Here is an 18,882-nt window from a genome sequence, read left to right on the forward strand (position 1 = left end):
TCCATCGGCCCGCCACGGGCCGGCGGGTCAGGGCACGGGCGGCCCGGCCGGCCGCCGGCCCCGGGCGGGCCGCCGGTCCAGCAGGGCCGCCACGGCCCGCACCGGCAGCCGGTCCATGGTCCGGTCGAAGCTCAGCCGGCCCTGGCAGAACCGGACGAACATCGACCAGCCGGCCGGGGTCGCCACCAACGCGTGGCACAGTTCCGGGCGGCGGGCGAACAGGGTCAGCATCCGCCGCCCGGCGCGCATCGACGGCACCAGGCGTTCGTGCACCTCGCGGGGGTAGCGGTCCAGGTCACCGGCGGCGACCGCCGCGCCGGCCAGCGTCCCGGAGCGCAGCGCGTAGCTGATCCCCTCCCGGGTCCACGGCTCCAGCAGGCCGGCCGCGTCCCCGGCCACCAGCACCCGGCCGTGGGCAAGCGGCGAGTCGTCGACCCGGCACCGGGTCAGGTGCCCGGAGTCGTGCGCGGCGGGCACCTGCGCCAGGCCCAGCCGGTCGAGGAAGCGGTGCAGGTAGGCACGGGTGCGCTCCCCCTCGCCCCGGGCCCCGATCACGCCGACGGTGAGCAGGTCCCCCTTGGGGAACACCCAGCCGTACGCGCCGGGGAACGGGCCCCAGTCCAGCAGCAGCCGCCCCCGCCAGCGGGCCGCCTGCGCGGGTGACACCGGCAACTCCCGTTCCAGGCCCAGATCCACCTGCCCGTACCGGACCCCCACGTGCCGGGCGGTCACCCCGGCGGAACCGTCGGCCCCGATCACCGTCCGGGCGGTCACCGTGGAACCGTCGGCCAGTCGGACACGTACCGTGTCGGGGTCCTGGTCGAGGGCACGTACGGCGACGCCCTCGCGGACCTCGGCCCCGGCGGACACCGCCGCCGCGCGCAGCCGGTCGTCGAACTCCTCGCGGCGCACCATGGTCACCAGGGGTGTGCCGTGCCGGCGGGTGAAGCCCCACCGGCCGTCGCGGGTGAAGGTGACCCGGTCGACCCGGTCGTGCGCCGGCACCTCGATCCGGCCGGCCACCATCGACAGCGACGTGCCGATCAGGCCACCTCCGCAGGTCTTGTAGCGGGGGTGCACGGCCCGGTCCAGCACCAGCGTCCGCACGCCGGCCGCGGCGGCCTCCCGGGCCGCGCTGAGCCCGGCCGGCCCGGCACCGACCACGACGAGATCCCAGATGATCATGCCGTCCAGCCTAGGGCACCGGCCCGTCCGGTAGCGCGCACGACCGGCCGTCGGCAGGCATCGTCGGGCGGCCAGCGGGTAAGCCGCGCCACCCGGACCGCCCGACCGGCCGGCCGGGGTGACGGCAAGGAGGGGCACGATGCAGCAGGTACGTCTGTCGGAGGTCGAGGTGCGCGTCTACGAGGCGGTCAGCGTGCTGGAGACACGCAGTCAGGTTCCCTACCCCGACCTGATCGCCGAGGAGGCGGGGCTGGCCGAGCAGGACGTCCACGCGCCCCTGCGCCAGCTCACCGAGAAGGGCCTGCTGCACCGGGAGGACTCGCCGCTGGCCGGGCTGGACTTCGGCCCCCGCTGGTGCGCCCGCCAGCCGGCGTGAGCGCCGCCGCGCCCCGCCGGGCGGCCGGGCCGGACACCGGTTTGCCGCACCGGCCCGCGGGTAGCGCTGCGGCATGCCCGATCACCGGTCCGTGCGGGACCGCGCCACCGCCGACGGTCCCATGAGCAGCCCCACCGACGACCGCCGCCGCTGGCAGGCCCTCGGCGTCGGCCTGGTCGCGGCGTTCATGACGCTGCTGGATGTCAGCATCGTCAACGTCGCCATCCCGTCGATGGAACGGTCGTTGCAGGCCAGCCCGAGCGACCTGCAGTGGGTGCTGTCCGGCTACGCGCTGACCTTCGGGCTGGTCCTGGTGCCGGCCGGCCGGTTCGGCGACGCCCGGGGCCGCCGTAACGCCTTCGTCGTCGGGGTAGCCCTGTTCACCGTCACCAGCGCGCTGGCCGGGCTGGCCCAGTCCCCGACCTGGCTGGTCGCCGCCCGGCTCCTGCAGGGCGTCGCCGCCGGAGTGGTCAACCCGCAGGTGACCGGCCTGATCCAGCAGCTGTTCCGGGGCGCGGAGCGGGGTCGCGCGTTCGGCCTGCTCGGCGCGACCATCGGCATCTCCACCGCCGTCGGCCCCCTGCTCGGCGGCCTGCTCATCCAACTCGGCGGGGAGGACCACGGCTGGCGGTGGGTGTTCTTCGTCAACGTCCCCGTCGGGGTGCTCGCGGTGCTGCTCGGCTGGCGGCTGCTGCCCACCCGGGCCGCCGGCCGGCTCGACCGGCACCGCCTCGACCCGCTCGGGGTGCTGCTGCTCGGCGTCGGCGTGACACTCCTGCTGCTGCCCCTGGTGCAGCGGGAACAGTGGCCCAGCCCGTGGAAGTGGGCGCTGATCCCGGCCGGGCTGGTGGTCCTGGCCGGCTTCGGGTTCTGGGAGCACCGGTACGGGCGCACCCGCACGCCCCTGTTCGACCTGGGGTTGTTCCGGCTGCGGTCGTACACGATCGGGGCGGTGATCGCGCTCATCTACTTCGGCGGTTTCACCGCGATCTTCTTCATCTTCACCCTCTACCTGCAGAACGGTCTCGGCTACCGGGCGCTGACCGCCGGCCTGGCGATCACCCCGTTCGCCCTCGGCTCGGCGCTGGCCGCCGCCCTGGGTGGCCGGCTGGTCAACCGGTTCGGCCGGCCGCTGGTCGGGATCGGGCTGGTCATGGTGCTGGTCGGGCTGGGTGGGGTGGTGTTCGTGCTGCGCGGCGACCCGCACGGCTCGGTCCCGCTGCTCACCGCGCTGCCCCTGCTGCTCGCCGGGCTGGGCAGCGGCCTGGTGATCACCCCGAACCAGACGTTGACCCTGTCCGAGGTGCCGGTGCCGCAGGCGGGCAGCGCGGCCGGCATGTTGCAGACCGGGCAGCGGATCGGGTCGGCCGCCGGCATCGCCGCCGTCGGCGCGCTGTTCTTCTCGTCGCTGGCCAGCACCGACGGCCAGTGGGCCGCCGCGTTCCGGCACTCCCTGCTGCTGGCCATGGGCATCGTCGCGTTGGCCCTGGTCGCCGCGGCGACCGACATCGTGCTGAACCACCGCGCCGCCCACCGCCGCTGAGTCCGCCGCGCACCGCCGCCGGAACCGGAGTCCACCGACGACACCAACCGCGGGGGAACCGTCGGCGAACACTCACCGCACGGGGCTGCGCACGCACCGCAGCACCCGGTAGACACATAGACCATGACGAACACCCTCGACCGTCGTACCCTGCTGCGCCTCGCCGGCGCCTCCGCCGGCACCGCCGTCCTCGCCGGCACCACCCTCGCCGCGAGCGGTCCCGCCCACGCGGCGGACGGCGCGTTCCGGCACGGGGTCGCCTCCGGCGATCCGCTGCCCGACGGCATCCTGCTGTGGACCCGGGTCACCCCCGTGGCGGAGGCGCTGCCCGGCTCCGGCCTCGGCCCGGACGTCGACGTGCGCTGGCAGGTCGCCGCCGACCCCGACTTCGCCACGGTGACCGCGCAGGGCGTGGCACCGACCGGCCCGGCCCGCGACCACACCGTCAAGGTCACGGTGACCGGACTGGCCCCGGCGACGACCTACTGGTACCGGTTCGGTCACGGTGACACCTGGTCGCCGACCGGTCGGACGATGACCGCCCCGGCGGCCGACGCGGCGATCGACCGGCTGCGGCTGGGCGTGGTGTCCTGCGCGAACTGGGAGGCCGGGCACTTCGCGGCCTACCGGCGGCTGGCCGACCGGGGTGACCTCAACCTGGTCGTGCACCTCGGCGACTACCTCTACGAGTACGGCACCGGCGAGTTCGACGCCGGCGGCACGGTGGTCCGCCCGGTCGCGCCCGAACACGAGACGCTGACCCTGGCCGACTACCGGGTCCGGCACGCGCTCTACAAGACCGACCCGGGCCTGCAGGCGCTGCACGCCGCCCTACCCTGGGTGATCACCTGGGACGACCACGAGGTCGCCAACGACGCCTGGTCGGGCGGGGCGGAGAACCACACCCCGGGCAGCGAGGGCGCGTGGTCCGACCGGGTCGCCGCCGCCCGGCAGGCGTACCAGGAGTGGATGCCGGTACGGATCGGCGCGGACGGCACGATCTACCGGCGGTTGCGCTTCGGCCGGCTCGCCGAGCTGTCCATGCTGGACCTACGGTCGTACCGGTCGCAGCAGGCCGGCGGCACGGCGGTGGACGACCCGGCCCGCACCATCGCCGGCGCGGCCCAGCTGCGGTGGCTCGCCGACGGGCTGTCCGGGTCGACGGCACAGTGGAAGCTGGTCGGCAACCCGGTGATGATGGCCCGGGTCGACCTCGGTTCGCTGCCGGCGTGGCTGCTCGGCCCGCTGGCCAAGCTGCTCGGCATCCCGCAGAACGGCGCGGTGCTCAACCCCGACCAGTGGGACGGCTACAACGCCGACCGGGACCGGCTGGTCGACCACCTGCGGGCCACCGGCACCCGGGACGTGGTCTTCCTCACCGGCGACATCCACACCTCGTGGGCCAGCGAGGTGACCACCCGCTCGACGGGGTTGACCAACCCGGCCGCCGCCGAGTTCGTGGTGCCCTCGGTGACCAGCGACAACCTCGACGACGTCCTCGGGCTGCCGGCCGGCAACGGGCTGAGCCTGCTCGGCGCGACCCTGCTGCGCTCGACGAACCCGCACGTGAAGTGGACGGAGCTGGACGGGCACGGCTACGGCGTGCTGGAGGTGACCCCGCAGCGCTGCCGGATGGACTGGTACCACCTGCTCGACCGGACCCGGGCCGACAGCGCGAGCCGCTGGGCCGCCGGGTTCTCCGTCGGGGCCGGGTCGGCGAAGCTGCGCCGGGAGGACGCCCCGGCCTGACCCGGACAGACGCCGACCGGCCGGCCCCCGTCGAGGGGACCGGCCGGTCGTGGGTCACCAGAGCTGCTGGACGATGTCCGCCGCCTGCTGCTCCCACTGGGCGTACGCGTACGGGTACGCCGAGACCTGCACGGTCTGCGCGGCGGTGGTCAGCGGCAGGTCCCGCCACCCGTGCACGTTCTTCAACGCGCCGAAGAACGCCCGGGAGGCGTACCGGGGGTCGGTGACCTGCTCGGGCGTGCCCCACCCCGACGACGGGCGCTGCTGGAACAGGCCCTGCGAGTCGTGGTCGTTGTACGCGCCGAGGTGCCCCAGGTTGTACAGCTTCGACTCCTGCAGCGAGGTGGCCACGCCGATCACCGCGCCGCGCTCGCCCACGCCGCTGCGCTTGGCCTCGGCGATGATCTCCTTGGCGTTGGCGAGCTGCGCGTCGTCGAGCGGGACGCGGGACTGGGCGCCCTCGACGCCGCGCGGGATGAGGTCGTCGGTGCTCGGCTTGCCGGCCGGCACCTCGGTGGTGGGGGTGCCGGTGGTCAGGCCGGACTCGACGGTGACGCCCTGCCGGCCCTTGCCGGTGGCCAGGTCGATCGCGGCACGGGCCCCCTCGTGGGGGCCGCTGGTGACGGGGGCGGCCACGGCGGCCGGTCCGAACGCCAGGCCGCCGAGGGCGGCGACGCCGGCGATGCTCAAAGCGGTTTTGCGGTCCTTCGCGATGGCCGGGAGCCATCGGGTGAAGTCCAGCTTCACGATGGTTGCCCTTTCGATCGTGGCGACGCGCTCCGGGGTGAGCGGGCCTCGGGGGAACTGCCCCGCCGGCCGGAGGTGTGGTGACCGGCGTACGGGGAACACAACCCACCGCCCCTGTCCGTCATTCCGGAAATGCGTAGGCCAGCTCGGGCTGTGGCCCGGCTCATCCCGGGGACCGGACACACCCCCCGGACCGGGACATCCGCCGACCCCGGGGCACAGAAACGCCGATATGGCGGCATCGGAGGAGCCCGAATACCGCCATATCGGCCAGAACGGTGGAACGGAACGCGCGGAGCCGGCCTCAGTGGCCGCGGGCCAGCCACTCCTGCAGGTGGGGGGCCTCCGCGCCGACGGTGGTGTCGTCGCCGTGCCCGGTGTGCACCACGGTGTCCGCCGGCAGGGTGAGCAGCCGGGTACGGATCGACTCGACGATCGTGGCGAAGTCGCTGTACGACCGCCCCGTCGCCCCCGGTCCCCCGGCGAACAGGGTGTCGCCGGTGAACACCGCACCCAGCGCCGGGGCGTGGAAACTGCACGCGCCGGGACTGTGCCCGGGGGTGTGCAGCACCCGCAGGACGGTGTCCCCGACGGTGATCTCCTGCCCGTCGGTCAGCTCCCCGTCGGGGGCCAGCCCGGGGTGCACCAGATCCCACAGCACCCGGTCGGCGGGGTGCAGCAGGATCGGTGCGCCGGTGGCCTTGGCCAGGTCGGGAGCGACCCGGACGTGGTCGTCGTGGGCGTGCGTGGCGAGGATCGCCACCACCCGCCGGTCGCCGACGACCCGGCGGATCGCCGCCACGTCGTGCGGGGCGTCCAGCACCACGCACTCGGTGTCGTCGCCGACGACCCAGACGTTGTTGTCGACGTCGAAGGTCTGCCCGTCGAGGGAGAACGTGCCGGAGGTGACGGCGTGGTCGATCCGGGCGGTCACGGGAACACCACCACCGACCGCAGCACGTCCCCGTGGTGCATCCGGCGGAACGCCTCCTCCACCTGGTCCAGGGCGATCTCCTCGGTGACGAAGGCGTCCAGGTCGAGCCGGCCCTGCAGGTAGAGCTGGGTGAGCAGCGGGAAGTCCCGGCTGGGCAGGCAGTCGCCGTACCAGCTCGACTTCAGCGCGCCGCCCCGGCCGAAGACGTCCAGCAGCGGCAGGTCGACGGTCATCTCCGGGGTGGGCACCCCGACCAGCACGACGGTGCCGGCGAGGTCCCGGGCGTAGAACGCCTGCTTCCAGGTCTCCGGCCGGCCCACCGCGTCGATCACCACGTCCGCGCCGAAGCCGCCGGTGGCGGCCCGGATCGCCTCGACGGCGTCCTCGGCGGAGGCGTCGACGGTGTGGGTGGCGCCGAACCGGCGCGCCCAGTCGAGCTTGCGGCCGTCGGTGTCCACCGCGATGATCGTGGTCGCGCCGGCCAGGACGGCCCCGGCGACCGCCGCGTCGCCGACCCCGCCGCAGCCGATGACGGCCACCGAGTCACCCCGGGTGACCTGCCCGGTGTTCATGGCCGCGCCGAGGCCGGCCATCACCCCGCAGCCGAGCAGCCCGACGGCGGCGGGCCGGGCCGCCGGGTCGACCTTGGTGCACTGGCCGGCGTGGACCAGCGTCTTCTCGGCGAACGAGCCGATGCCCAGGGCGGGGGTCAGCTCGGTGCCGTCGGTGAGGGTCATCTTGCGGGCGGCGTTGTGGGTGTTGAAGCAGTACCACGGCCGGCCCCGGCGGCAGGCCCGGCACTGCCCGCAGACGGCACGCCAGTTGAGCACCACGAAGTCGCCGGGGGCGACGTCGGTGACGCCCTCGCCCACCTGCTCCACCACCCCGGCCGCCTCGTGGCCGAGCAGGAACGGGTAGTCGTCGTTGATGCCGCCCTCGCGGTAGTGCAGGTCGGTGTGGCAGACCCCGCAGGACTGCACCCGCACCACCGCCTCGCCGGGCCCCGGGTCGGGCACCACGATGGTGGTGACCTCGACCGGAGCGCCCTTGCTCCGTGAAATGACGCCCCGGACTTCCTGGCTCACGCTGTGTCCTCCCTGCCTGCCGGCCCGACGGCCGGATGGGTCCCGCTCACCGCCGAACCTACCGCGATCATGCCGCCCGACCCATCGGTCCGCCGGACTCGCCGCCCGCCGCCCGCTCACCCCCACCGTCGGCCGGCTCCCCCGGCGGTACGCACACCGTCACCTCCGGCGTCGCCACCGGCCCGGCGTCGGTGGCCGGTGCGCGTCGTCGCCGGGCGGCGTTGCGGTACCGCAGCACCTGGACCGCACCCAACGCCCAGAGCAGGTACTGCACGGCGAACGCCCACCGGAACGCCGACAGCGGCGGGGCCGACGCGCCGGCCGGGGTGGTCAGGTCCAGCACCACCCCGATCGCCAGCACCAGCACGATCGAGGCGACGAACCCGCCGACGTTGACGATGCCGGTGGCGCTGCCGATGCGGTGCACCGGGTTGAACGTGCGGGCGTAGTCGAAGCCGATCACCGCGCCGGGGCCGCCCAGGGCCAGCACCAGCACCAGGACCACCAGCAGCCAGTGCGGCGAGCGGCCCGGCCAGGCCAGCACGACCGCCCAGACCGCGGCGCTGGCCGCGGTGACCACGAGGACCAGCGCCGAGCGGTGGAACGGGTGCCGGGCGCACAGGTGGGCGACCACCGGCCCGGCGACCAGCGTCCCGACCGTCATCAGGCTGAGCAGGGACGCGGCGGCCGTCGGCGCCAGCCCCTGCCCCTGCACCAGGAACGGGTACCCCCACAGCAGCGCGAACACGGCCCCGGAGAACTGGGCGACGAAGTGCGTCCACAGGCCCAGCCGGGTGCCCGGCTGGGCCCAGGCGGCGGCGAGTTCCCGCCGCACCACGGACAGGGCGGGGGTCACGGCGGCCCCCGGCCCGACGTGCGGGGCGTCCCGGACGGCGACGAGCACCAGCAGCACCGTCGTCGCCCCCAACCCGGCGGCGACCAGGAACGCCGGGGTCCAGCCGGCCCGGTGCAGCAGCGCCACCAGCGGCACCGCGGCGAGGATCGCACCGAGCTGACCGACCATGCCGGTGAGCTGCACCAGCAGGGGGTTACGCCGGCCCGGGAACCAGAACGCGACGATCCGCAGCACGCTGATGAAGGTCATCGCGTCGCCGAGGCCCACCAGCACCCGGGCGGCGACGGCGAGCCGCACGTCGGTGGCGACGGCGAAGCAGAGCTGCCCGGCGACCATCAGCGTGCCGCCGGCCAGCAGCAGCCGGCGGGAACCGTACCGGTCCAGCAGCACGCCGACCGGGATCTGCATGGCCGCGTAGACGACGAGCTGGGCGACCGAGAAGACGGCAAGCGCGGAGGCGTTGATGGCGAACCGGTGGGTGGCCTCCACCCCGGTCACCCCGAGGGAGCTGCGGTGGAACACCGCCGCCAGGTAGGCGGTGACGGCCACCGCCCAGACCACGGTGGCGCGCCGGACGCTGGGCGCGGAGACGACGCTCACCGGTGGGTCGGGCCGGCGTCCGCCGCGCCGGATCCGTCGACGTGGTGGCCGTAGCGGGCCGGGAACCAGCTGGTCCGCGTGGCGCCCCGGCACGGGAACATCGGCGTACGGCTATCCGTCATACCACCATGGTGCGTCGGGGCCGGCGGGGCGGGCGGCGGCGGGTGCGACGCCGGTGGCCCGCGCCACTGTCGGACGGAAGGAGCGGTCGCCGGCCGGGCGGGCAGGGGCGATCACCGCGACCGATCGACCCCGGCACGTGGGGTGACCGGACGGCGGGCACAATCGACGCATGTCTCCCCGCCGGTGGCTGCTCGCCGATCAACTCGGGCCGCACTTCCTCGACGACGACCAGCAACCGGTGCTGCTGGTCGAGGTCTCCGACCTGTTCCGGCGTCGGCGGCTGCACCGGCAGAAGGCGCACCTCATCCTCAGCGCGCTGCGCCACCGCGCCGCCGAACTCGGCGACCGGGCGGTGCTGCTGCGCACCGCGACGTTCCGGGAGGCCCTGGCGGCCGTCGACGGCCCGGTCGAGGTCTGCCACCCGAGCACCCGGGCGGCCCGGGACTTCGTCCGGTCCGTGCCGGGGCTGACGGTCCTGCCGCCCCGGGGTTTCGTCACCGACCGGGCCGACTTCGCCGACTGGGCGGACCGGCCCCGGCGCGGGCCGCTGCGGATGGTCGACTTCTACCGGTACGCCAAGCGCCGCCACGGGGTGCTCACCGGCCCCGGCCCGGCCGACGATGACCGCGGCGCCCCGGCCGGACGCACCCTGGACGTGCCACCCCCACCGCCGATCGTCGAGGACGACATCGACGCCGGGGTGCGGGCCGACCTGGACCGGTGGGAACGCGACGGGGTGCGGTTCGTCGGCCGGGACGCCCCCCGCTCCCATCCGGCCACCGCCGCCGAGGCCGAGGACCGGCTGGCGCACTTCCTGCGGTACCGGCTGCCCGCGTTCGGCCGCTACGGCGACGTGATGAGCGCCGAGGACCCGGTGCTGGCGCACGGGATGCTCTCCGCCGCGTTCAACCTCGGGCTGCTCGACCCGGCGGCGGCCGTGTCCCGGGCGGAGGCGGCGTGGCGGTCGGGTGACGCCCCGCTGGCCTCGGTGGAGGCGTTCGTCCGGGGGGTGCTCGGCTGGCGGGAGTTCCTCTGGCAGCTCTACTGGTACGTCGACCCGCCCTACCGGGGCACCGGTTGGCTGGCCGCGACCGAACCGCTGCCGCAGTGGTTCGAGGACCTCGACGCCGACGCGGTGGAGGCACGCTGCCTGGCCGACGTGCTCGCCGGGGTCCGGGACCGGGCCTGGGTACACCACGCCCAGCGGTTGCTGGTGCTCGGCAACCACGCGTTGCAGCGCGGCTGGCGGCCGACCGAACTGGTCGACTGGTTCCAGCGCAGCTTCGTCGACGGCGCCGAATGGGTGATGAACACGACAGTGCTCGGCATGAGCCAGTACGCCGACCTGGCCCGGGTGGACACCCGCCCGTACGCCGTGGACGGCCGGTACATCGACGAGATCAGCGACTACTGCACCGGCTGCCGCTACCAGCCGGACCGGGAACTCGGTGATCTCGCCTGCCCGTACACCGGCGGGTTCGCGGCGTTCCTGCACCGCAACCGGGAGCGGCTGGTGGGTGACCCCCGGCTCGCCGCGGAACTGGCCGCCCGCGACGACCCGGAGTTACGGGAGGCGGTGCTGGCGCAGGAGGAGAAGCGGGGCAGCAACCCGCCCTGACCGGCCCTCCGTCGCGGCCGGCGGCGTCGTGCCCCGACCCGGGTCAGGCGACCTCACCGGCGGGTAGCTCCGTCGGCACCGGGGCCGCCACCCGGGCGGCCGGCGCGGACCGCGGGCCCGGACCACCGACGAGCCGGACCCCGGCGGCGACCAGCCGGCCGTGCGATCCGGGCGCGACCCGGGCCAGCAGGTCGGGCAGCTTCGCCGACCAGCCGATCAGCACCCGGCCACGCCGACGTTCGACCCCGCGCAGGATCACCTCGGCGGCCCGTCCGGGCGGGATGGACAGCAGCCTCTCGAACTGCTGCCGCGCCGCGTCGAACTCCTCGCGGGGCACCCCGCTGCCGACCCGGGCGTTGCGGGCGATGCGGGTGGCGATGCCGCCGGGGTGCACCGACGTCACCCCGATGCCGTCGTCGGCCAGCTCGTGCCGCAGCGCCTCGGTGAAGCCCCGCAGGGCGAACTTGCTGGCCGCGTAGGCGGCCTGGCCGGCCGGGGCGATCAGCCCGAACAGGCTGGACACGTTGACCAGGTGCGCGCCGGGTTCGGCCCGCAACGCCGGCAACAGGGCGTGGGTGAGCTGCACCGGGGCCCGGAAGTTGATGTCGACGACCCAGTGGAACTCGTCCATGGTGACCTGGTCGAACCGGCCGCCGAGAGCCACCCCGGCGTTGTTGACCAGCAACCGGATCCGGGGATGCCGGGCCATGACCTCCTCGGCCACCCGGGCGGTGGTGCACAGGTCGGCCAGGTCGACCAGGTGGGTGTCGACCCGACGCCCGGGATGCGTGGCGCGGACCGCGGCGGCCACCGCGTCGAGCCGGTCGCCGTCGCGGTCGAGCAGGACCAGGTCGCTGCCGCGGCGGGCCAGCCCGTGGGCGAGGGCCTCGCCGATTCCGCTGGCGGCACCGGTGACCACGGCGGTCCCGGCCGTGAAGTCGAAGTTACGCACGCGGCCTCCTTGCTGCGGGAAAGAGACGATAGGACGGTGGGGACGGGCTCAGCCGACCGGGGTGTCGGCGGTCGCCCGGGAGAAACGCACCCCCTCGTCGACGAGCCGACCGTGTTTCATCAGCACGACGTCGCGGGGATAGTTCTGGTGCAGCCGCCACGGCGCGCGGGCACCCTGCCGGGGCAGCGTGTCCATACTGCGCAGCACGTACCCGGACCGCAGGTCGATCAGCGGCGACAGGTCGCCGTCGGGTGGTGCGACCGGGGTGACGACCTGCTGGCCGGTGGCGTCCAGGTGACGCAGCAGCCGGCACACGTAGGTGGCGACCAGGTCGGCCTTCAACGTCCACGAGGCGTTGGTGTAGCCGATGGTCAACGCGAGGTTCGGCACCCCGGACAGCATCATCCCCTTGTACGCCACCGTCGCGCCGAGGTCGACGTCGACGCCGTCGACGGTGAGGGTCATCCCGCCGAGGGCGAGCAGTTGCAGCCCGGTGGCGGTGACCACGATGTCGGCGGGCAGCTCCACCCCGGAGCCGAGCCGGACGCCGTCCGGGGTGAACGCGTCGACGGTGTCGGTGACCACCGAGGCGCGGCCGGTGGACAGGGCGTCGAACAGGTCACCGTCGGGTGCCACGCACAGCCGCTGGTCCCACGGGTCGTAGCGGGGCGAGAAGTGCCGGTCCACGTCGTACCCGGCGGGCAACCGGCCCTTCGCGGCCCGTCGCAGGAACGCCCGCACCACCCGGGGCGCGCGCCGGGCGAGCTGGTAGGTGACGGTGCCGGACAGCACGTTCTTGGCGCGTACCAGCCGGTGGGCGGCGCGGGCGGGTAGCCGGCGGCGCAGCACGTCGGCCAGCCGGTCCCGGGCCGGCAACGCGATCACGTACGTGGGGGAACGCTGGAGCATGGTGACGTGCCCGGCCCGCCGCGCCAGCGCCGGCACCAGGGTCACCGCGGTGGCCCCGCTGCCGATCACCACCACCCGCCGGCCGGTGTGGTCGAGGTCGTCGGGCCAGTGCTGCGGGTGCACCAGCCGACCCGTGTACCGCCCGACGTCCGGGAAGTCGGGGGTGTAGCCGGCGTCGTACCGGTAGTAGCCGGTGCAGCAGAAGAGGAAACGGCAGGTCAGGACGATGTCCTCGGCGGTGTCGTCGCGGTGCACGTGGACCGTCCAGCGGGCGGTGGTGCTGTCCCACTCGGCGCGACGCACCCGGTGACGGAACCGGATGTGCTCCTCGACGCCGTACTCCCTGGCGGTTTCCCGGACGTAGCGCAGGATGGTGTCGCCGTCGGCGATGGCCTGCGGCGCGGTCCACGGGCGGAACGCGTAGCCGAGGGTGAACATGTCCGAGTCGGAGCGGATGCCGGGGTAGCGGAACAGGTCCCAGGTACCGCCGATCGCGTCCCGCGCCTCGAGGACCGCGTACGTCGTGTCGGGGCAGGTGCGCCGCAGGTGGCAGGCGGCACCGACACCGGACAACCCCGCGCCGACGATGAGCACGTCGACGTGGTCGGTGGGCATCGCATCTCCCGGGTCCGAGGCGGTGACCGGACCCTATCCCACCCTCCCGGGCCGGCGGGTGCCGCCGACCCTCCCGTCCGGCCGGACCGCCCGGCCGTACCCGTCGCCCCGGTCGGCGGGCGGGACCCTCCCGACCGGCGGGCCGGGGCCCGGCGGACAATGGCCGGGCGGACCGGCCCGGACGCGGGGCCGGCACCGGCGACGACCACCGGACGAGGGAGACGACGGGCAGCATGGCCGACACCACCGGGCTGCGGGCGGACTGCGCCCGCTGTGTCGGGTTGTGCTGCGTCGCTCCGGCGTTCGCCGCCTCCGCCGACTTCGCCCGGGACAAGCCCGCCGGCCGCCCCTGCCACCACCTGCGCGTCGACTCCCGCTGCGGCATCCACGACGAGCTGCGCGACCGCGGCTACCCCGGCTGCGTCGTGTTCGACTGCTTCGGCGCCGGCCAGCGCGTCAGCCAGGTCACCTTCGCCGGCCGGGACTGGCGCACCGACCCGGCCACCGCCGCCGGCATGTTCGCCGCGTTCACCGTCACCCGGCCCCTGCACGAGCTGCTCTGGTATCTCACCGAGGCGCTCGCCCTCACCCCCGCCGGCCCGCTGCACGACGAGCTGCGCGCCGCCCGCGACGCCACCGACGCGCTGGCCGGCGGCACGCCGCAGGAGCTTTCCACCGTCGACGTGGACGCCCACCGCGACCGGGTGAACCCGCTGCTCGCGGCGGCCAGCGACGCCGCCCGCGCCGGCACCGGCGGGGCCGACCGACGGGGCGCGCTGCTGCTCGGCGCGGACCTGCGGGGCGCGGACCTGCGCGGGGCGAACCTGCGCGGAGCCCGGCTGCTCGGCGCGGACCTGCGCTCAGCCGACCTGCGCCGGGCCGACGTCACCGGGGCCGACCTGCGCGGCGCGGACCTGCGCGGGGCGGACCTGTCCGACACCCTGTTCCTGCACCAGTCCCAGCTCGAGGCGGCCCGGGGCGACCGGCACACCAGCCTGCCCGCACGGCTGCGCCGCCCCGCGCACTGGACCACGGTGGTGCCGCCCACCCCGACCCGCCGCCCGCGCCGCCCCCGCCGCTGACAGCCCCGCCGCTGACGGCGACCGGCGTGGCCGCGCCCCGGCTGGTGGGTTTGCCGGGCGGTAGGGCGGGCAGGTAGGTCGGCATGACGGAACAACCACGCACCGACCGGGCCGACACCGACGAGCCGGACGGCGTGCCGGCGTACGAGGCGTCGCTGCGCCCGCCGGGCGAGTCGCTGGGCGACGGCGGGGACACCGGCGACGACTTCGCCGACCTGCCCGCCGAGGAGCACCGGTCGGCCCGGGAGACCAGCCGCGCCGGCTACGACGTGGCCGCCGTCTCCGGCGCGGGCGACCCCGCCGAGGAGGAGGCCGCCCACCCGCCCACCGAGTAGCGCGCCGCCACCGGCCCCGGCGCGGTTGCGACGACGCGGCGGGTGCGGGGGCCCGGGGCTCAGCGGGAGACGCCCACCGCCGCCCGCGCCTGCGTCATCCCCCGGTTGGCCAGCGCGTCGGCGCGCTCGTTCTCCGGGTGACCGTTGTGCCCCTTCACCCAGTGCCAGCTCACCTCGTGCCGGGCGCAGGCCGCCTCCAGCCGCTGCCACAGGTCGGCGTTCTTCACCGGCTGCTTCGCCGCGGTACGCCACCCGTTGCGCTTCCACGACGCCAGCCAGCCGGTGATGCCGTTGCGCACGTACGTGCTGTCGGTGTGCAGCCGCACCGTGGCCGGCCGGGTCAGCGCCTCCAACGCCTCGATCGCCGCGGTCAGCTCCATCCGGTTGTTGGTGGTCGGGGTGGCCTCGCCACCGCACAACTCCCGCTCGTGCCCGCCGTAGCGCAGCAGCACACCCCAACCCCCCGGCCCCGGGTTGCCACTGCACGCCCCGTCGGTCCAGATCTCCACGACCCCGTCCACCATGCCGCCGAACCTACCGGCACCCCACCGGGCCCCCGCCGCAGGGACACGGACGGGCCCCGGCACCGGCCGGAAAACCGGCGGCGGCCCCGGGCCGGCTCTGGCAGAGTCGGCGACCGTGACCAACGACGGGGACGCCCTACGGGCCGAGGTACGCCGGACCATCCACGCGCTCGTCGACTCCGGCCGGGAGGCAGGCGTGCAGGTGGCGGCCTACCGGCACGGCCGGCTGATCGTCGACGAGACCGCCGGGACCGCCGACACCACCACCGGCCGGCCGCTGACCGCCGACACCCCGATCTTCAGCGTCTCCACCGGCAAGGGCCTGACCAGCAGCGTCGTGCACGTCCTCGCCGAAGCGGGCCGGCTCGACTACGACCTGCGCGTCGCCGACGCCTGGCCGGAGTTCGCCCGGCACGGCAAACACACCGTCACCCTGCGGCACGTGCTCACCCACACCGCCGGGGTGCCCGCCCTGCCCGCCGACGTCACCCCCGCCGACTTCACCGACTGGGACCGGATGTGCGCCCTCGTCGCCGACGCGGTGCCCCGCTGGGCGCCCGGCGAACGGATCGCCTACCACGCCTGGACGTACGGCTGGCTGGTCGGCGAGGTGGTCCGCCGGGTCACCGGCCGGACGGTCTCCACCGTGCTCGCCGAGGACATCGCCGCCCCGCTGGGCGTCACCGGGGAACTGTTCCTCGGGGTACCCGACACCGACCTGCCCCGGCTGGCCACCCTGGAGGACAACGGCCTGGCCGACCTGATGGCGTTCGCCTCCGCCAACCTGCCGCACTTCGACGCCGTCGCCCCACCGGCCGTCCGCCCCGACGGCAGCATCGGCAGCCGACCCGACGTGCTGCGCGCCGACGTGCCCGCCGTGGGCACCCTCACCGCCCGCGCCGCCGCCCGGCTCTACGCCGCCCTCATCGGCGACGTCGACGGGGTACGCCTGATCTCCGCCGACCGGCTGCGCCAGGTCAGCGCGGTGGCCGTCCGGGGCGTCGAATGGGTGTTCGGGCAGGAGATGGCGTTCGGCCTCGGCTACACCGTCGACGACGACGGCTCGTTCGGCACCTCCGGCAGCGGCGGCAGCCTCGCCTACGCGTACCCGGAGCTGGGCCTGTCGGTCGCGGCGACCCGCAACCGGCTCGGCGCGAACGACGGCGACCCGATGGAGGGCCTGCGGACGCTGGTCCGCGACACGGTCCGCGCCGCCGGCTGACCGACGCCCCCGCTCAGCGCCGGGTCAGCCGGGCCCGCAGCCGGCCCACCGCGTCACCGACCACCGCCGAGGTCATCGGCAGCAGCGGACTCGACCGCATCAGGGCCACGTCCTCCGCCGGGCCGGTCGCCCCGTCGAGGAACCGCAGCACCCGCGACGCCGGGTTCCGGTCGAACAGCCGGTCGAAGAACTCCGGCCCGCCCACCGCGCCGGAGTCCCACGCCCGCAACGCCACCGCGTCCATCCACCGGTGCCGCCCCGGGTACGCCGGCCGGGGCACCGGCGGACGACCCGCGGCGAGCGCGGCGGCGACCTGCCCGGCCTGGCGGTGCATCGCCGAGAAGGTGAACCCGGTCGACGGGCGGGTCGCCCCACCGGCGGTGCCCAGGCGCACCACCCGTGGCGACGGGCGGCCGTCGAACGGCGCGTCGGTCATCGGGATCACCCCGTCCTCCACCTCCCGCACCGTCAACGCCGCCAGATCCAGCCCGAGCAGCCCCGCGTAGCCGCGCAGGCCGGCGTCGTAGCCCGCGTCGGTGAGCACCGCCGGGGAGAACTCGGTGTACTCGACGAGCGCGTACCGGTCGCTGACCGGCAGCACGTAGCCGAACGACACCCCCCGGGTCGGCTGCGGGGTGCGGAAGTCCATCAGCACCGCCCGCCCCGGATCGAACACCGGGGTCGACGACTCCAACCACCAGCCCCGGAAGTGCTGCAACCAGGCCGTCCGGCCGGGCCGGCGGGGCGGGCGGGGACGCGAGTCGAGGACCCACCCGGCGCGCAGCACCGCCCGCCCGTCGGTGTCGCGCACCGTCACCGTCGTGCCGTCGTCGTCGAGCGCCCCCACCGCCACGTCGTGGCGGGCCGCGCCGAGGCGCCGTTCCGCCTCGGCGGCCCGCTCGTAGACCGGGGCGGAACGCAGCATCGCGTACCGCAGCGGGGTCAGCTCCAGCACCCGGGTCGCCGCCGGGGTGGCCACCTCCACCCGCGACCAGCTGGCGCTGAGCATCGGCTCCAGATCGCCGCCGGGAGCGCCCCAGAACGCCCAGGTGCGGTCCTGGCCGCGCTTGCGCACCGGGTCCACCACGGCGACCCGCAACCCCGCCAGTTCGTGCCGGGCCAGCGCGGCGAGCACCAGCGAACCGGCCCCACCACCACCGACGACGGCCAGGTCGACCTCGCGTACACCCACCCGGCCACGCTGTCACACCACCGCCGGCCGGCCGCACCGACCCCACCGCACCACGCCGGGCGGGCACCCGGCAGGGTGCGCCGGGTAGCCTGCCGCCCCATGAGCCCGCCCGCCAACGCCCTCACCGCCCGCTGGGCGGCCCGCCTGGATGACCGGCAGACCGTCCTGTCCGGCGCCGGGGCGTACCCGCTGCTCGCCCTGCTCGCCCGGTACGCCACCGGCCCGGCCCGCACCGAACTGCACGCCGTCGCCCCCACCCCGGCCACCCCGGTCGACTCCCCCACCATCCGCCTCGCGGCAGGCTTCTGGTCCCGCGCCGGACTGCCCCTGGGCCACCGGTGGCTGACCGAGGTGGACGCCTCGACCCGGGGCGAGCTGACCGGCGACCCGACCGTCGACCAACCGCGTCTCGACCGGTGGGCGCACGACCACACCGACGGCCTGGTCCCCCGGCTGCCCGTCCCGGTCGGCCCCGGCACCGCGCTGGTGCTGGCCACCGCGCTGAGCGTGCTCGTCGACTGGGCCACCCCGTTGCACCCCGCCCCCTGCCGACCGGCGACCGGGCCGTGGCAGGGCCGCACCCTGGCCGGACTGCACTCCGGCGGCGGCGACCCGACGGCGCTGCGGGTCGCCGACACCGCCGCCGGCCCGGTCAGCCTGCTCACCGTCACCGGGGACGCCGACGTCGACGTGCTGCTCGCCCTCGGCCCGCCCGGTCAACCCGCCGCCCGGGTGCTCCCCGCCGCGATCCACGCGCTCGACCACCCGGCGACCCTGCCCGCACCGGCCGGACCGGGCGTCACCGAGGACACCGTCGACGGGCACGACGACCGGCCGGAGCTGCTGGTACGTACCGTCGGGTTCACCGTGACCGGCGAGCACGACCTGCTCGACCACGCCGACCTGTTCGGCCTCACCACCGCCGCCCGCGACGGCGACCACTTCCCCGACATCAGCCCCCGCCTGTCGGTCTCCGACGCCCGGCAGAGCGCCCGCGCCGAGTTCACCGCCACCGGCCTGCGGGCCGCCGCCGTCACCGCCCTGGCCATGCGGGCCGGCGGCGCGGCACCCCGCGCCACCGTCCGGCGACGCCGGGTACGCCTCGACGTGGACCGCCCGTTCGGTTTCCTCGCCGTGCACCGCCCCACCGGCCTGGTGCTGGTCGCCGGCTGGGTGACCGACCCGACGCCGGCCTGACACCGGACCCGCACCGACCGGCGCGTAGGTTCGGTGGG

18 protein-coding genes are annotated in these 18,882 nt (G+C 75.5%); 8 read left to right on the top strand and 10 right to left on the bottom strand.

Features of this window, described 5'->3' with window-relative positions; genetic code table 11:
• Window positions 1-27 precede the first annotated feature (27 nt).
• Window positions 28-1,185, bottom strand: a complete 1,158-nt coding sequence (locus tag JQX11_RS30340; protein ID WP_204928347.1) for a geranylgeranyl reductase family protein — start codon at window positions 1,183-1,185, stop codon at window positions 28-30.
• 139 nt (window positions 1,186-1,324) lie between these two features.
• Between JQX11_RS30340 and JQX11_RS30345 the strand changes: the two genes are divergently transcribed.
• The 3 genes from JQX11_RS30345 to JQX11_RS30355 all read left to right on the top strand — a co-directional run bounded on the left by JQX11_RS30345 (window position 1,325) and on the right by JQX11_RS30355 (window position 4,853).
• Window positions 1,325-1,561, top strand: a complete 237-nt coding sequence (locus JQX11_RS30345; protein ID WP_204928348.1) for a hypothetical protein — start codon at window positions 1,325-1,327, stop codon at window positions 1,559-1,561.
• A gap of 121 nt (window positions 1,562-1,682) precedes the next feature.
• Window positions 1,683-3,104, top strand: a complete 1,422-nt coding sequence (locus tag JQX11_RS30350; protein WP_204928349.1) for an MFS transporter — start codon at window positions 1,683-1,685, stop codon at window positions 3,102-3,104.
• Between the two features lie 123 nt (window positions 3,105-3,227).
• Complete coding sequence (locus JQX11_RS30355) at window positions 3,228-4,853, top strand: alkaline phosphatase D family protein (RefSeq protein WP_204928350.1); 1,626 nt, start codon at window positions 3,228-3,230, stop codon at window positions 4,851-4,853.
• A gap of 54 nt (window positions 4,854-4,907) precedes the next feature.
• Here the strand turns inward: JQX11_RS30355 and JQX11_RS30360 are convergent, their stop codons facing one another.
• The 5 genes from JQX11_RS30360 to JQX11_RS33235 all read right to left on the bottom strand — a co-directional run bounded on the left by JQX11_RS30360 (window position 4,908) and on the right by JQX11_RS33235 (window position 9,197).
• Window positions 4,908-5,600, bottom strand: a complete 693-nt coding sequence (locus JQX11_RS30360; protein ID WP_204928351.1) for a hypothetical protein — start codon at window positions 5,598-5,600, stop codon at window positions 4,908-4,910.
• A gap of 304 nt (window positions 5,601-5,904) precedes the next feature.
• Complete coding sequence (locus tag JQX11_RS30365; protein WP_204928352.1) at window positions 5,905-6,534, bottom strand: MBL fold metallo-hydrolase; 630 nt, start codon at window positions 6,532-6,534, stop codon at window positions 5,905-5,907.
• Window positions 6,531-7,619: an S-(hydroxymethyl)mycothiol dehydrogenase gene (locus JQX11_RS30370; RefSeq protein ID WP_204928353.1), complete on the bottom strand. Its 1,089-nt coding sequence runs from the start codon at window positions 7,617-7,619 to the stop codon at window positions 6,531-6,533. Before JQX11_RS30370 ends, JQX11_RS30365 begins: the two co-directional genes overlap by 4 nt.
• Window positions 7,620-7,686: 67 nt before the next feature.
• The gene (locus JQX11_RS30375) at window positions 7,687-9,075 is read right to left on the bottom strand and encodes an MFS transporter (protein WP_204928354.1); all 1,389 of its coding nucleotides are present in this window, start codon (window positions 9,073-9,075) and stop codon (window positions 7,687-7,689) included.
• Window positions 9,072-9,197: a hypothetical protein gene (locus JQX11_RS33235; protein WP_269756999.1), complete on the bottom strand. Its 126-nt coding sequence runs from the start codon at window positions 9,195-9,197 to the stop codon at window positions 9,072-9,074. The genes JQX11_RS30375 and JQX11_RS33235 overlap by 4 nt, the downstream gene beginning before the upstream one ends.
• A 170-nt stretch (window positions 9,198-9,367) precedes the next feature.
• Here JQX11_RS33235 and JQX11_RS30380 point away from each other — a divergent pair, with 170 nt between their 5' ends.
• Window positions 9,368-10,816 (top strand): cryptochrome/photolyase family protein, encoded by a 1,449-nt coding sequence (locus JQX11_RS30380; RefSeq protein WP_204928355.1) that lies wholly within the window; start codon window positions 9,368-9,370, stop codon window positions 10,814-10,816.
• A gap of 43 nt (window positions 10,817-10,859) precedes the next feature.
• Here JQX11_RS30380 and JQX11_RS30385 read toward each other — a convergent pair whose 3' ends face one another.
• Both JQX11_RS30385 and JQX11_RS30390 read right to left on the bottom strand, forming a co-directional pair.
• On the bottom strand, window positions 10,860-11,768 hold the full coding sequence (locus JQX11_RS30385; protein WP_204928356.1) for an SDR family NAD(P)-dependent oxidoreductase: 909 nt from the start codon (window positions 11,766-11,768) through the stop codon (window positions 10,860-10,862).
• Window positions 11,769-11,816: 48 nt separating this feature from the next.
• The gene (locus tag JQX11_RS30390; RefSeq protein WP_204928357.1) at window positions 11,817-13,292 is read right to left on the bottom strand and encodes a flavin-containing monooxygenase; all 1,476 of its coding nucleotides are present in this window, start codon (window positions 13,290-13,292) and stop codon (window positions 11,817-11,819) included.
• 233 nt (window positions 13,293-13,525) lie between these two features.
• On the opposite strand from JQX11_RS30390, the gene JQX11_RS30395 reads away from it, so the two are divergent.
• Window positions 13,526-14,374, top strand: a complete 849-nt coding sequence (locus JQX11_RS30395; RefSeq protein ID WP_204928358.1) for a pentapeptide repeat-containing protein — start codon at window positions 13,526-13,528, stop codon at window positions 14,372-14,374.
• Window positions 14,375-14,457: 83 nt separating this feature from the next.
• Window positions 14,458-14,709, top strand: a complete 252-nt coding sequence (locus JQX11_RS30400) for a hypothetical protein (protein ID WP_088645850.1) — start codon at window positions 14,458-14,460, stop codon at window positions 14,707-14,709.
• A gap of 59 nt (window positions 14,710-14,768) precedes the next feature.
• Here JQX11_RS30400 and rnhA read toward each other — a convergent pair whose 3' ends face one another.
• Complete coding sequence (gene rnhA / locus JQX11_RS30405) at window positions 14,769-15,233, bottom strand: ribonuclease HI (protein ID WP_204928359.1); 465 nt, start codon at window positions 15,231-15,233, stop codon at window positions 14,769-14,771.
• A gap of 115 nt (window positions 15,234-15,348) precedes the next feature.
• Between rnhA and JQX11_RS30410 the strand changes: the two genes are divergently transcribed.
• Complete coding sequence (locus JQX11_RS30410; protein ID WP_307826443.1) at window positions 15,349-16,455, top strand: serine hydrolase domain-containing protein; 1,107 nt, start codon at window positions 15,349-15,351, stop codon at window positions 16,453-16,455.
• A 13-nt stretch (window positions 16,456-16,468) separates the two neighbouring features.
• On the opposite strand, the gene JQX11_RS30415 is transcribed toward JQX11_RS30410, so the two are convergent.
• The gene (locus JQX11_RS30415; protein WP_204928361.1) at window positions 16,469-17,647 is read right to left on the bottom strand and encodes a lycopene cyclase family protein; all 1,179 of its coding nucleotides are present in this window, start codon (window positions 17,645-17,647) and stop codon (window positions 16,469-16,471) included.
• Between the two features lie 99 nt (window positions 17,648-17,746).
• On the opposite strand from JQX11_RS30415, the gene JQX11_RS30420 reads away from it, so the two are divergent.
• Window positions 17,747-18,844, top strand: coding sequence for a serpin family protein (locus tag JQX11_RS30420; protein ID WP_204928362.1), 1,098 nt, complete (start codon window positions 17,747-17,749; stop codon window positions 18,842-18,844).
• Window positions 18,845-18,882 lie beyond the last annotated feature (38 nt).

It is taken from the genome of Micromonospora humida, from assembly GCF_016901255.1.
Lineage (GTDB): Bacteria > Actinomycetota > Actinomycetes > Mycobacteriales > Micromonosporaceae > Micromonospora > Micromonospora wenchangensis.

Coding starts and splice junctions, on each gene's coding strand:
- JQX11_RS30340 (WP_204928347.1), bottom strand. CDS start 1,185: ATGATCATCTGGGATCTCGTCGTGGTCGGTGCCGGGCCGGCCGGGCTC.
- JQX11_RS30345 (WP_204928348.1), top strand. CDS start 1,325: ATGCAGCAGGTACGTCTGTCGGAGGTCGAGGTGCGCGTCTACGAGGCG.
- JQX11_RS30350 (WP_204928349.1), top strand. CDS start 1,683: ATGAGCAGCCCCACCGACGACCGCCGCCGCTGGCAGGCCCTCGGCGTC.
- JQX11_RS30355 (WP_204928350.1), top strand. CDS start 3,228: ATGACGAACACCCTCGACCGTCGTACCCTGCTGCGCCTCGCCGGCGCC.
- JQX11_RS33235 (WP_269756999.1), bottom strand. CDS start 9,197: ATGACGGATAGCCGTACGCCGATGTTCCCGTGCCGGGGCGCCACGCGG.
- JQX11_RS30380 (WP_204928355.1), top strand. CDS start 9,368: ATGTCTCCCCGCCGGTGGCTGCTCGCCGATCAACTCGGGCCGCACTTC.
- JQX11_RS30390 (WP_204928357.1), bottom strand. CDS start 13,292: ATGCCCACCGACCACGTCGACGTGCTCATCGTCGGCGCGGGGTTGTCC.
- JQX11_RS30395 (WP_204928358.1), top strand. CDS start 13,526: ATGGCCGACACCACCGGGCTGCGGGCGGACTGCGCCCGCTGTGTCGGG.
- JQX11_RS30400 (WP_088645850.1), top strand. CDS start 14,458: ATGACGGAACAACCACGCACCGACCGGGCCGACACCGACGAGCCGGAC.
- rnhA (WP_204928359.1), bottom strand. CDS start 15,233: ATGGTGGACGGGGTCGTGGAGATCTGGACCGACGGGGCGTGCAGTGGC.
- JQX11_RS30420 (WP_204928362.1), top strand. CDS start 17,747: ATGAGCCCGCCCGCCAACGCCCTCACCGCCCGCTGGGCGGCCCGCCTG.